Annotated in this window: 14 protein-coding genes; 7 read left to right on the forward strand and 7 right to left on the reverse strand. The window is 45.6% G+C overall.

Annotated elements, in window-relative coordinates; genetic code table 11:
• Positions 1-377 precede the first annotated feature (377 nt).
• From FBF61_RS23770 to FBF61_RS23780, 3 genes are all read left to right on the forward strand, one after another.
• The gene (locus FBF61_RS23770) at positions 378-1,475 is read left to right on the forward strand and encodes a sensor histidine kinase (RefSeq protein WP_138482006.1); all 1,098 of its coding nucleotides are present in this window, start codon (positions 378-380) and stop codon (positions 1,473-1,475) included.
• Entirely contained in the window at positions 1,472-2,227 is a 756-nt protein-coding gene (locus FBF61_RS23775; protein WP_138482008.1) for a LytR/AlgR family response regulator transcription factor, read from the forward strand. Before FBF61_RS23770 ends, FBF61_RS23775 begins: the two co-directional genes overlap by 4 nt.
• Before the next feature lie 132 nt (positions 2,228-2,359).
• Positions 2,360-2,767: a Dabb family protein gene (locus FBF61_RS23780; RefSeq protein WP_138482010.1), complete on the forward strand. Its 408-nt coding sequence runs from the start codon at positions 2,360-2,362 to the stop codon at positions 2,765-2,767.
• 222 nt (positions 2,768-2,989) lie between these two features.
• On the opposite strand, the gene FBF61_RS23785 is transcribed toward FBF61_RS23780, so the two are convergent.
• The 5 genes from FBF61_RS23785 to FBF61_RS23805 all read right to left on the reverse strand — a co-directional run bounded on the left by FBF61_RS23785 (position 2,990) and on the right by FBF61_RS23805 (position 6,532).
• A complete protein-coding gene (locus FBF61_RS23785; RefSeq protein WP_138482013.1) occupies positions 2,990-3,499 on the reverse strand; it encodes a hypothetical protein in 510 nt (169 codons plus the stop codon).
• A gap of 40 nt (positions 3,500-3,539) precedes the next feature.
• Complete coding sequence (locus FBF61_RS23790) at positions 3,540-4,085, reverse strand: C10 family peptidase (protein WP_138482015.1); 546 nt, start codon at positions 4,083-4,085, stop codon at positions 3,540-3,542.
• Positions 4,082-4,342 carry a hypothetical protein gene (locus tag FBF61_RS23795; RefSeq protein ID WP_138482017.1) on the reverse strand — a complete coding sequence of 87 codons (261 nt, stop codon included), beginning with the start codon at positions 4,340-4,342 and terminating at the stop codon, positions 4,082-4,084. The genes FBF61_RS23790 and FBF61_RS23795 overlap by 4 nt, the downstream gene beginning before the upstream one ends.
• Before the next feature lie 490 nt (positions 4,343-4,832).
• Positions 4,833-5,768: a ketopantoate reductase family protein gene (locus FBF61_RS23800; RefSeq protein ID WP_138482018.1), complete on the reverse strand. Its 936-nt coding sequence runs from the start codon at positions 5,766-5,768 to the stop codon at positions 4,833-4,835.
• 152 nt (positions 5,769-5,920) lie between these two features.
• Positions 5,921-6,532, reverse strand: coding sequence for a hypothetical protein (locus FBF61_RS23805; RefSeq protein ID WP_138482020.1), 612 nt, complete (start codon positions 6,530-6,532; stop codon positions 5,921-5,923).
• A gap of 154 nt (positions 6,533-6,686) precedes the next feature.
• Between FBF61_RS23805 and FBF61_RS23810 the strand changes: the two genes are divergently transcribed.
• The gene (locus tag FBF61_RS23810) at positions 6,687-8,270 is read left to right on the forward strand and encodes a Na+/H+ antiporter (RefSeq protein WP_138482022.1); all 1,584 of its coding nucleotides are present in this window, start codon (positions 6,687-6,689) and stop codon (positions 8,268-8,270) included.
• A gap of 2 nt (positions 8,271-8,272) precedes the next feature.
• Here the strand turns inward: FBF61_RS23810 and FBF61_RS23815 are convergent, their stop codons facing one another.
• The gene (locus tag FBF61_RS23815; RefSeq protein WP_138482024.1) at positions 8,273-8,641 is read right to left on the reverse strand and encodes an iron chaperone; all 369 of its coding nucleotides are present in this window, start codon (positions 8,639-8,641) and stop codon (positions 8,273-8,275) included.
• 406 nt (positions 8,642-9,047) lie between these two features.
• Here FBF61_RS23815 and FBF61_RS23820 point away from each other — a divergent pair, with 406 nt between their 5' ends.
• A complete protein-coding gene (locus FBF61_RS23820) occupies positions 9,048-9,647 on the forward strand; it encodes an ExbD/TolR family protein (protein WP_138482026.1) in 600 nt (199 codons plus the stop codon).
• Between the two features lie 51 nt (positions 9,648-9,698).
• Here the strand turns inward: FBF61_RS23820 and FBF61_RS23825 are convergent, their stop codons facing one another.
• On the reverse strand, positions 9,699-9,944 hold the full coding sequence (locus FBF61_RS23825; RefSeq protein ID WP_138482028.1) for a hypothetical protein: 246 nt from the start codon (positions 9,942-9,944) through the stop codon (positions 9,699-9,701).
• Between the two features lie 706 nt (positions 9,945-10,650).
• On the opposite strand from FBF61_RS23825, the gene FBF61_RS23830 reads away from it, so the two are divergent.
• Positions 10,651-11,520, forward strand: coding sequence for a sugar phosphate isomerase/epimerase family protein (locus FBF61_RS23830; protein ID WP_229215186.1), 870 nt, complete (start codon positions 10,651-10,653; stop codon positions 11,518-11,520).
• A 216-nt stretch (positions 11,521-11,736) separates the two neighbouring features.
• Positions 11,737-13,293, forward strand: coding sequence for a S41 family peptidase (locus FBF61_RS23835; protein WP_138482031.1), 1,557 nt, complete (start codon positions 11,737-11,739; stop codon positions 13,291-13,293).

The following is a 13,293-nucleotide window of genomic DNA, read 5'->3' on the forward strand; positions in this document are numbered from 1 at the left end:
TTACAGAGATTAAAATTTGCGCAAAGAAACCTCTCTGTGCTGCGCATTGCGGGATTATTTGACTGAACCGTCGTTTTTGGCGACTGAACCGGCGGCTGTCTTAAACTGAACCAGAAATCATTTACATGATCGAACATCATCGTGGATTATCATACGGCCACTCTGCCATCGGTGGTCGGTAGCCGGCCGAAATTATCCGGTTCAGGTAATGTGAAAATTACGTTTTAGTATAGCATTGTTCCCGACTCAGTCCCCGATTTTTACGGTTCGGTGGATCATCGGACAGTCTGTTTACATGAATGTTTACTTTTGCCTGAGGATCCTATCCTGTGATTAGGTTTAACTTTACTGCAACTCATTACGACACAACTCACTCCATGCAGACAACCGCCGGCACATTGATCACAAAAAGAAGCAAGTCTATTGTACTGGCGGCGCTCTCATTTGTAATGTTCTACCTGCTGAGTTATATGCTTGACCCGTACGATGAATGGTGGGGAAATTATTTCAAAAGGACCTTTGCGGACATCCTGATGGAGTGGGCGTCCTCCCTGCTCTTCTGTATGTTGATCTCTCTTTCCAGTATTTTTATTCACGACAAGCTAAACCTTTATTTTTCATGGATGGAACGTCCATTGAAAAGACTCGCGGTTGAGACTATCCTCAACGTGGTGTGTGTGGTCGGACTGGTACTTGCACAAGTGCTGTGTATTTCTCTGTTGACCAACAGCAGCCCCGAAGTTTCCGGTAATGAGGACAAGGTATGGCAATGGCAGTGGGTAACTTTGAGTATTTTTATAGCCTTCACAATTAGTGCCATTCACACAGGAAATTACCTGATCACGAACTGGAAAAATGCGGCGCTTGAAGCGACGGAACACAAATTAAAATCGGCTCAACATAAACAGGCGGCGGCAGAAGCAGAACTACAGGCATTGCGATTACAGCTCGATCCGCATTTTGTTTTTAATAACCTGAGCGTGTTGTCGGAACTCATTTTAGAAGACCAGCAACTGGGATACAATTATGCCGAAAACCTTTCCAAAGTTTATCGTTACCTGCTTCGCAACTCAACGCGGGACCTTATCACGCTGCAGGAAGAACTGAAGTTTCTGAAAGCCTACATTTTCCTGCTGAAACACAGGGCAGGTTGCGGGATTACTTTTGAAATTGACATCGATCAGGCCCATCTTCACCTGCACCTTCCTCCCATGACTTTACAGCTTCTGATCGAGAATGCGATGAAACATAATAAATTCCTAAAATCCAACCCCTTAAAAATAGCTGTCAAAAGCGGTGAAAATATGGATCTTATTGTTTCAAATTCAATTCTCCCGTTAGAAAAGAAACACCCGTCGTCGGGTCTCGGCCTTCAGAATATTGCCCAGCGTTATCTTCTATTGTCGGACAGGACCCCGCAGATAGCAGCCGGTAATTCCCTTTTTACAGTATCAATTCCATTGATAAAATCATGATTAAGAACATACTGATCATTGAAGATGAAAAACCGAATGCCGACAGGCTCAAAAGGCTGATATCGGCAGTAAAGCCCGAGTCAAATGTTCTGCGGACGCTGGAAAGTGTGTCGGAAAGTATTGACTGGCTTCTGACAAATGAATGCCCCGACCTGATCATGATGGATGTGCGCCTGCCTGACGGACTTAGTTTTGAAATTTTCGAGAAGGTAAAACCAAAATGCCCCGTCATTTTCACAACAGCTTATGACGAGTACGCCGTCCGTGCCTTCAAAGTGAACAGCGTGGACTACCTGTTAAAACCCGTTGAGCAGGAAGAACTGGAATATTCATTCCGGATGGCAGAGGAAAGAATGCTGAAAAATCAGACCGTATCTATAGAAAATCTGCTAAGCCAGATCAGCAAAAAGGAATATCGAAGTCGTTTTCTGCTACCTTTCCGTGAGGGTTATAAAACAGTGGTTGTAAGTGATATAGCGTATTTACATTCAGAACTAAAAATAACAAAAGCCAAGCTTTTGAATGGAAGTGAGGAAGTACTGTCACAGACGCTGGAAGAACTGGAGCAGCAACTGGACCCGAAACTGTTTTTCCGCGTGAACCGACAGTTTATCATACATATAGATTCCATTCAACACGTCCACAATTATTTTAATGGCAAGCTCAAAATTGAGCTGAAGAAAAATCCTGATCTGGAGATTATCGTCAGCCGCGACAAGGCGACGGCGATTAAAACCTGGATGGATTTCTGAACGGTTCCACATTTATAGGCTTTTTTGTTTTCAAATCTAGCCGGAATACGTATCTTTTCGCAATATCCGGTAAGGAAGAAATGGAGGAAATAATGCTCCGCCAACGTATTTATAACATCTAAAAAGAAAGACATGAGCAACACTCGTCGTAAATTTATCACAACCTCGGTAGCATTGGCAGCGGGAACTGCGGCTGCAACAGCATTTTCACCGAGCGTGCAAAAAAGCAAATATCCTCTTGTCCATCACGTCTTTTTTTGGCTTAAAAACCCAAACTCCGTTGCAGATCGCGACAGGATCATTGAAGGATTAAAAACTTTGAGAAAGATTGAAACAATTAAAGAACTCCGCATCGGGGTTGTTGCCAGTACGGAAAAACGCGATGTAGTTGATAATAGCTGGGGAGTATCTGAGCTTATGTTTTTTGAGAACACTGCCGGCCAGGCCACCTACCAGACCCACCCTATCCATCAGCAGTTCATTAAGGATTGCAGTCACCTGTGGGAGAAAGTTATCGTTTACGATGCAATGGATGTTTAGTTGCAATGACCCGCTCGCCATCGAGGGACTGCTCACCGACTGATCCTGCACTACATCCGCCCCTCTACCGACTGGAGCCCATCGGCCAAGGATGTTTGTCGTGTGATCAGGTACACCGGTTTCATGCCGGAGCTCATGTGCGGCATGTTCCAGCATGAAATTGATAGCTTAACGAATTGAGAAAAGGGCGGGCTGAGCAGCTCGCCCTTATAAAAACCCTCACTACATAACTTCTCTGATGTATTGAGCTATCACCGTATCCGCTTCCGGCTTGTATTGAGATGTGTTTTTCTGAATATTCAACTCAATTTTACTCGGACTCATCTTATTTTTCGGAAAGAAGAATTTGAACCGGGCTACAACCGGATTCTTTTGCGCATCAACATAATTCACAAACAACTCATTAGTTTTAGTATGCTGAACCGAACTATTGTAATTATCTGTATCCGGCATGTAAAGTGAATCGACCTTGATACCATTTTCATAAAACATCAGAACAACGGAAAAGCCAGAACCGTAAGGCAAGCCAATTCTCTCAAAATATGCCTCATTACCTGGGGACGTATGTTCAATCACCTTGTAGTTTTCATCCATGGTCTTTGTCCAACGCCAGGTTCCAATGATATACGTAGACAATGGATCTTTGGAATTTAGATCCCAGCAGCTTGTGGTCGTGATGAAAAAAAATATGCAAATCACAACGTCTTTTAACAGGCGATTAAGAAAATCCATATATCACAAATTTTAAGTTTATAGTCACTTAATATTTTATTTATTTAGGCTTTACACCCAGACGAACCCTCAGCCAACTATCGTAGGCACCACTTCCGCCAGGATTCAGATTTCCCAGTGTAAACCATCCGTTATCTTCGCCATTCCATCCCCAGTTTATGTGATGAAACGTACTGATCGTACATTGGCAATCTTCCGGAAGCCCTGAATACGAGTAACAATAATTCATGGAGTGGTATCCGTCGCATACCCAGTAATGGGAGTCATTCAGATTTGCTCCGGCGGTAGTTCCCCCCATGAGCACTGGCCGTCCGAATTGTGTTTCGTTTTCCATCATCCCGATATCAGAAGTCCAGTTACCGGTTTTGGAATAACCCGCCCAGCTAAATCCATCCGAGATTTTTGCAGGTAGCGTAAATGTAGCGCAAACCAACGGAACGTTACTGGAATTCATGGCTGAAGATAAGTTGTACAATAGCCAGGATACCTGCAGTTCACCCGCGGTGAAACCGCTACACTGCTGCCGAACTTCTACCGGCATCGCATTGAAATTATAGCCCACGGAATAACCTCCGTCGATGCTCATGTTCTACCATTTTTTGGATTGTCCCGGCTTAGGGTATTGGCCCTGGTGTAGGCACTGATTTCAAAATGGCTCGCAGCAAATTCATCAATGTCCGACGCTGCAACTAAAAACGAAACCGGGCGTTCCTTTTCAACATCCGGATCTTTTACCGGCAATCCTTTTTCACAACCTGTGAGAAACAAAAAAGCTAAAATTAAAAAACGGGCGATCCTGGCGACCGGCTTGTTGGCCGCCAATGGTTTAAAATTTCCTTCCATAGTTTTAACCTTTGATAAATTACGTTACTAAAAGTTATAATTATCAAATGTTGAGTCTGGATCAGCGTGATGATTTAGAACCATCAGCCTAGAGGATAAATACCTGATTGCATACGCTTTGTTTTATTTGCTGGCGCCAACAAAACCCCGGGAGGGGAGCGTGTACATGACAAAGATAAAAAGGAGATGTTACATCCACCCCGGAAAAAACATGGAGAAGTAAAGGTATTTTTACGGTATTTTTTGTAGAAAATATATGAACTAAATGTTCGCAGCTTGCTGCGTTTTGTCAATGTTCTGCAGATAGCATTCCGCGATAGGGATACTTTGGCCCCCGACAGAAACGATAGGTTATGTGAAGATAAATATTGAAACGACGGTTCAAAAACGTGTCACCAGCTGGTCTGAAATGTAGTCAACAGGTCCTGTAACTCATAGTCAGCATTTGTAAAAATTCTGCAACCTGCGCGGTGACAGGCAGACCAATGAACTAATGCAAGGCCCCTGTTTCCGATTTAATTTTAGTAAGCTCCCCAAGCAATTTCGTTTCCCGGACAGCTTCGCTGATGTTAAGGCTCTCAGCGATCCTGACGATCTCGAAGTTCAACGTATCTATTTCGGTTCTTCTCCCCTTTCGGATATCCTGTAAAGTCGAAATAAGCTGACCGTCGGATGATTTGCTGATGAGTAAAAGGCTTTCTTCTACTTCAATCGGTTCCAGCAGGACGTTTTTAATTTTCGCGATCGTGACGCACTCAGCAATGATCCTACGGGCAATTTCAAGCGCCCGCGCATTCCTGTGAAATATACCATTATCGGCTTCCAGCAACGGACAAACAGAATTGAACACACAATTTGCGATCGCTTTTTTCCAGATAATATGCTGCATGTTTGCTTCACTTTTGAAGCTGAATTCCGGTGTATGAAGCTGTTTTACAATATGTTCCAAATGATCATAACTGCCCTGTTCTATTCCTATTGGGCTAATACCCACCGGCTTGAATCGGACCGTCAGATCGTCGACAGCCTGACTGGTAACGAACAATACACAGCGGTAAAGCTCTGAAAATTCCTGCTCGACGAAGGGCTGCTCCACACCCAGACCATTCTGAAGAAGGACAATGGGAGAATTGCCTGTTTTTCCTTTCAGTGAAACCGCCAGTTGCTGGTTTCCAAACGACTTATTGGCCAGAACAATAATGCCGTCTATCTCAGGCAAAGTGTCCAACGTCCTGATTTCTATGTCGGCCTCGCTCACGGTCCCATCCTGCATCTCCACCCTGATTCTTTCCGTTTTCACGCTGCCGTCGTTCACACTGCCCCTGATCAAGGTCACCTTCTGCCCCGAAATCCTGAGAAATACCGCAAGAGCCTTCCCGATCGCCCCCGATCCGAGAATATATATATGGTTTTTGCCTGAACGCATGTCGCTTGGAGATAATGTACGCAGGCAAAATTGGCTAAAAAAAGATCACAATAGCAGATACAGTTTTGTTGGTTTTGGCGATAACAGTTTGGGGCTTGAAATGAATTTGGTCAAAAAAAATTCGCCGGCCACGATGACCGGCGCTGTAAATCTTAATGCCTTCCGCGTCTTTTGTTAGGCTTATCAATTTCTTTGTTAAAAGTACCATCGGCGTTGAAAATCAACACTTTCACAGCGTCGGCGGTTTTGATTGCTACGTAGTACTCCCCGTCAACATTGGTAGCCGCCTCTTTGATCGCAGCTCCCGTGTAATTTGCATCAATGTAATCGGTTACGGCAACAGGAAGTGCTGTACTGTCAATTCTGGTCAGCTTGGCTTTGGGGGCATGCTGCTTCAATTCCCTGCCAAATGTTCCGTCTGCATTAAAAAGCAAGCCGGTAATCGTTCCGTCCGCCAGCACAATGGCTACCACTACCCTTCCCGAAACATCCTTCGCAGCATATTTGACTGTCGCACCCGGATAAGTTGAACTGATATAGTCCGTTATGGTTGTCGCCAGGTCGGCAGAATCAATCTCGGTCAGTTTTCCCTTGCAGGTCCTTACGGTCACAGAATCCGTCGATACAGCCAGTCTCGCGGCCGAGGCTACCAAAGTTTCGATGCCGGATGTAGCATCTGTTGCAGGAGATGGATTTGAGCTATTATTCTGGCAGGCACTAAACCAAATTCCACAGATCGCGAGCAATAGCAGGAGTCTTTTCATTTTAGTAGGCAATTTGAAGTGGATGATAATTTTACAATCATCACTTACGCCAACCGGCTGACCAGCGTTGCATAAGATTTAATATATGAGCATAACCAGCGCGACAATCACGATTTATGCTTTAATTAGGGTAACCCAAAAAGTAATTCCGCCGATGCATACAATTTTACCATTCCTGCTCGCGATGATAGCGGCCATCGTGATGCTGAACATGCTGGCCACCAAATTAAAGATTGCCTATCCGATCCTGCTCGTTGTAGCTGGTCTGCTGGTCAGTTTTCTGCCGGGCCTGCCGATGGTGCGGATCAATCCTGATCTTATCTTTTTTATTTTTTTGCCGCCCCTGCTCTTCGAGGCCTCCTGGACGATCTCATTCAAAGAGATGAAAAAATGGTGGCGCATCATTGGCAGCTTTGCCTTCCTGGTTGTGTTTTTTACCGCAATGTCCGTTGCCGTTGTCGCCAACCATTTCATTCCCGGATTTACCATTGCTTCCGGGTTCTTACTAGGCGGTATCGTATCGCCGCCCGACGCTGTAAGTACCGGCGCCATTACCAAATTTGTAAAAATACCCAGGTCCACTGCGACGATCCTGGAAGGTGAAAGCCTGCTCAACGACGCTTCTTCGCTGATCGTTTTCAGGTTTGCGCTGGTGGCTGTCGGGACAGGACAGTTTATCTGGCAGGAGGCGGCCCTGAGTTTTCTATGGATGGCGATCGGCGGCGCAGGCCTGGGTTTGCTGCTGGCGTGGGTCTTTGTTCAGGCACACAAGCGCCTTCCGCTCGACGCGCAGTCGGCCATCGCGCTGACGCTCATTGAGCCTTATTTTATGTACTGGGTGGCTGAACAAGTGCATTGTTCGGGTGTGCTGGCTGTTGTAAGCGGCGGCTTATATATGTCGGCAAGACGACTCGTGTTTCTGGACAGTGCCAGCCGCATCCGTAGTTTCAGTGTCTGGGAAAGTTTTGTGTTTATACTAAATGGCGTGGTCTTTCTCATCATCGGCCTGGAACTTCCCGAAATCGTGGAAGGCCTGCGTACCGAAGGTATTCCGTTACGTACCGCAATCGGGTTTGGGGTACTGGTGACTGGCGTGCTGATTGCTGCGCGCATGATCAGCTCTTATGCGGCCTTACTGGCTACGATGATCTTTCGTCCCGGCGTGGTCCCGCGTGCCCGTTCCAACAAAATGCGCTGGCTCATGCCCATGCTGCTCGGCTGGACTGGTATGCGGGGTGTGGTGTCGCTGGCTGCTGCCCTGGCTATACCCATCACATTAGACAACGGCACTGCTTTCCCGCACAGGAATATTATTCTGGTAATCACTTTTGTGGCTATACTGCTTACCCTCCTCGTTCAGGGGCTTACACTTCCTTATTTTATCAGACGAACTGAATTATTTGACGGCCTGGCCGAAGAAGGATCAGAAGAACTGACCAAACGGGAAATGAAACGCGGCCTGAAACAGCACGTCTATCAGTTTTTGAAAACCAAATATGAAAATGAGCTGAACGGCCATGCCGGTATGGAAAAATTCCTGAAACAATGGGAAGAGCGTGCCAAAGCCACCGACGACAGCTGGATGAACAACAAGACAAAAGCCATTTTTGTGGAAGTGCTCGAAGTCCAGCGGGAATACCTCGTAGAACTGAACAAAGATCCGCAGATCGACGAGGAAATCATCCGGCAGCAATTATATCAGATCGATCTGGAGGAAGAGCGGTTGAAAATTATTTAGCTCTACTTCGCTGCTTCAGTTTCTCCTTTCCTGAATTTCAGAAGTCGTTCCAGGAAGTCTACCGGTAGCGGCTTGTCCGATGGAAACTGGATCACCGATTTTGAAACTTTCAACCCTTTCAGCTCTTTGGCAAATTCGGCCAGCAATGCATCGCTCCATGGATTGGAAACGGTAACGTGCTTTGCAAACGCCGCGTAATAGATCAAAAATTTCTTGCCGATTTTGAATGCAGGTATCTGGTAACTGATCACTTCCTCCGCTTCAGGCGCTATTTTATGCACAAGATCACGAATGCTCTGCAGTCTCTCCTGGACATCCTGCGGTAATGTCTCGTGGTATTCATCAATGGTTTTGAAGTCTGTTTTAGCCATGGGGATTTTTAGGTTTAGATTGTTATTGGAATTGATATATTGATTGGGCTGGTTATACTCAAAAGAAAAAACACTTCGTGTTTTAACTAATTGGTTATGTTCCCTATGGGAAATTTTGTCTCCTGAGCCCCGGGTGATGCCCGAGGCTCAGGCATTTTAGCCCGTTGGGCTATTTGTTTGTAAATTTCATTTCCCCATTCCTCCATCGTCCTTTCCTCCTTCTCCCAATTTTAATTATCCTTCTCCGCCCAGGGCGATGCCGCGAGGCTTTAATATTTTAGCCCGTTGGGCTAGTTGATAGGAGCGAAAACTAATATTTTCTTGAAATTTTTATATATAAATAAATTATATATATTTGAAACATCTATTAGTTATGACTCATTCTTCCCACTTTAATTAAACCTTTATGGAAACGATTCAATTTTCCGGAAATGGACGCATCTCAGGCCTCGGCAAGGTAAGAAACAGCAGGTTGCTCACAGCCGTGGACATGACTCCTATGGTTGATCTTGGTTTTTTACTGATCACATTTTTCATGCTTACCACTACGTTATCCAGCCCTACGGCGATGTCAGTATTTTTTCCCAAAAAAACGGATGACGGCACGATGCCAATAAAGGCATCCAACGTATTAACTATTTTTCTTGGTGATAATGACGATATCCATTATCTGGACGGAATTGCGGCTACTGACGACAAGGCTTTGTCGGCTTTGAAGACTACCCATTCCGGCTTTGAGTTGAGAAATATTATTTTTGCGGCGCAGCGGCGTGTCAGTTCCATGCGGCGAAATGCAGGTGAAAACGCTGAGACATTTACGGTAGTTATCAAACCAACGGCAGGTTCCAGTTATAAAAACATGGTAGATGCAATGGACGAAATGGCAATCACTAGGACGAGCCGCTATGCGCTGGTCGACGAACTTACTCCGGCAGAATCAAAACTTTTGGCAAACCGGCAGAATATAAATAGACGCATTCCCACAAAAACGGGGCATCTTAAATAAAGAAGGGACAACCCACTCTTCGCTGGCTACCCCTTCCTTCGTCATTCTTTTTTACTGCCCTTTTGCCATCTTCCCAATTTCCTGAAAGAAAAATACCAGGTCGCGGAAAGACACAAACATGTTACTTCCACGGGGATCGTGACCTGCGTCCTGAACAAGCACCGTGTAGCCGGTGTACATGTGCCAGAGATCGTCGATCAAGGTAGCAGCGTCGCTTTGAGAGAGCAACTCTTGAACTTTGTGGCCATAGGCGAGCCGCAGCGAGTCTTCCGACTCTTCATTTTGGTTGGTGTGCATAAATTATGATTTTTGGAAATGATAAAAAATGCCTTGTCTTAGGTGTCCAAACGCTCATAGAAGCGATTAGGAGGCTTTCGCCGATCCTCACCATAACAAGGCAAAACTTTTAAATTCTTCATACTCTATGATTTTTTTGGAATGCGAATATTTGCAGGATTTTGCTAAGAAGCAAATATGAATGGGGCGACATAATACCTGACCTTTGTAATTTACATTCCCTTTCCTCCTCCAACATTTTTAATTCTCTCTCCTCCGCCCCGGGCGGTGCCGCGGGGCTCAGGTATTTAAGCCCGTTGGGCTATTTGGGAGTTATATTTAAATTCCCATTCTCCCCTTACTCCTTTTCAAATTCTCTCCTGTACCCTGGGCGATGCCCTAGGGCACAGGTATTTGAGCCCGTTGGGCTATTTGGGAGTTATGATTGTGAATTCTCATTTCTCCCTTACTCCTTTTCAAATTCTCTCCTGTACCCTGCGCGATGCCCTAGGGCACAGGTATTTAAGCCCGTTGGGCTATTTGGGAGTTATATTTGAATTCCCATTCTCCCCTTACTCCCTTCTCCCTTTCCTCCCTCTTTAAACAAATATTCCTCACAAAACCAGGGATTAATAATTCATCCCCGCTTATAGATTAATGATGAATCCTTGCCTACTTTTAATGATCATAATGCTGAGAGGCTGATATCCATTTACTAAACCCCAAAATGATGCAAACAAGATTCGGGAAAACCGGGAAATTAAATTTAAAAGCTGTTTCATTATGCGCTGTGCTGCTCCTGGGAGGAACACTGTTATCATTGACGTGGAATAATCCACGTACCTGGAAACTGGGTGTCGCTTTGTACACTTTTAACCCTTCGTCTTTCGAAGGACAGCTCAACAAGGCCGACAGCGCAGGCCTGAAATATGTAGAAGGCTTTACATTCGGAAAGTCCATCCCCGAACTGAAAGATTCTGCGATCATGAACCTTTCTCCTTCTGGCGTCAAAAAACTCAAAGCGTTCGTGGAAAAAAAGGGCCTGAAAATGGAATCGATTTACCTCGTGGGTGGCAAAACGGTGAACGACTGGAAAAAGGAATTTGAAGTAGCGAAGAACTTCGATGTAAAGTATGTGACTGCGGAGCCGCCCGTCCGGATGTGGGACAGTATCGACAGTCTGGCCGGAAAGTACGGCGTTAAAGTAGCGATCCATAACCACTGGAAAGGAACGAGTGCATACTGGCACCCCGATTCAGTGCTCGCAGCCTTGAAAAACCATCCGAATTTTGCGGTTTGTGCCGACCTTGGCCACATGCCCAAGAGCGGGATCAACCCGGTGGATGCCTTGAAAAAACTGAAAGGTCACGTGATCGCTATTCACTTGAAGGATATCGCAGCTTACAATGACCCCAAACTGGTGGATGTGGTGGTAGGAACCGGCGTGATCGATTTTCCGGCGGTTTTTAAAGAACTGGAAAATCAGAAGTTCAACGGACATATCATTATCGAACGCGATCGCCAGGAAAAGCCAAGCAACCTGGCCTCGGTGATTCAAACGGTGAAGTATTATAAAACCACCTTGGGTTTGAAATAACCGCATACAATCCCGAAGGAATGTATTTACTCTGGAAAACGATATTTTGACAAAAGCTGAACCCCGCGAGGGTGACATTGTCGAAGCGATGTCACCCCTGCGAGATTTAAGTTTTTCCATTGGGCCATTTATTATAATAATTTCAGCCCTTTGGACTTTCTGTTTCTGTTATTGCTGCACATTTTTTAATTTAATCCTGCATTTAACGAACAGAAAATGAGATCGGTTTTTGTATTCTTCCTTGTGTTATCGTTACAAGTTACGGCAACTGCGATGCCATTGCCCAGGAATAGCCCCGAGCTTAATTTTGAAGTATTCTGGCAGCTTTTTAACAAACATTATGCACATTTTGAAACCCGGCAGGTTGACTGGCAACAACAGTACAAGCTCTTTAAACCAAAAGTAAATTCAGAGACAACACCGGAACAGCTCTTAGCGATCTTTAACGAAATGGTGGCCCCGCTCAAAGATGGCCACGTCGTGATCTCACCAACAGGTGACCTGCCCGCTTCTGCCAAATATGCTCCGTTTTACAAGCAATTCCCTTCCAAAGAGTTACAGGCACAGTTTCACAAAGTCACGCTTGATATTCTTTACCAACAAGGTTTTGGACAACTGAAAAAATTCAATAGCATGCCTTACGATATCGGCGGATATTGCCGGTCGAAACACTATGGCTATCTCCGGTTAAACGGCTTTGGCGGTATGCCGCTGGAGGTTTTTAACAAACAACTTGATGAAATGGTCACGGAGTTTGCCGATGTCAAAGGACTTATTATCGACATTCGGATCAATGGCGGGGGCTCCCCTGCCTTTTTAGACGCGCTGGCCGGGCGGCTGACCCAGGTGAAGAGATTGGTAGGGTATGGCCGCACCCGTATCAATAAACGTAAACATGAATACAGCCCCTGGAATGCATATCACATTACCCCGTCGGACGGAAAACAACTTGTCAAACCGACAGTGCTGCTGACGAGCGGCTCCACCATCAGTGCAGGCGACCATTGTGCCTTGTATTTAAAGGAATTGCCTTATGTAACGCTGATTGGAGAGCATACCAATGGTATTTTTTCACCGATGCGCGGCGAAAAGCTGCCAAACGGCTGGGAAATTTCATTATCTGACGGACAGACGGTCAGTAGCCGGCGCGTGAGTTATGAAAGTAAGGGAATTCCTCCCAACGTCGCAGTAGTACATCGGCGAAGTGATATGGAACAAGGTGTCGATCACGGTTTATCAACAGCTTTGGATTTCCTTGATACCGATTCCGACGAACTGGCTTCCAAGACCTTGTGCTATGAACAGCTGGCGATCAACTTTTACGCGGATAGCCTGCTGCCCAACAAAACTTATGGAGACATTACTGCATATTCAACGGGCTTAGTGGAAGAAGATGCGACTTTACTGGCACCGTTTGCAAGCAAATGTTATTCATTGAACGCGGTCAGCAAATCAGACGGCCTGCAGAAACGGGTTCAAGCGGAACAGTTAGCGGATTCTGCCTTCTATCGCCAGAATGTTCAGAGCCGCTTTTATGTAGGGCTTCGCCGGCCGATCCGGTCGCAAACGCGGTGGCCGTTTGCCAGGCGAAATTCCCGCAGGCTGACCGTTGCCCATCATATTACGATCGGCGACAAAAACTATGTTCGCCTGCATTTAAGCCAGGGAGGCTGGAAAGGGGAAACGGTATTGGTAGTTGTCGATAACGCCGGCCATATCGTTGAACATTGTTTCTTGTCCTACAACTATCTGAGCGGTCCGTTTTATCAATAA

The organism is Dyadobacter bucti (assembly GCF_005869225.1).
In the GTDB taxonomy this organism is placed as follows: Bacteria; Bacteroidota; Bacteroidia; order Cytophagales; family Spirosomataceae; genus Dyadobacter; species Dyadobacter bucti.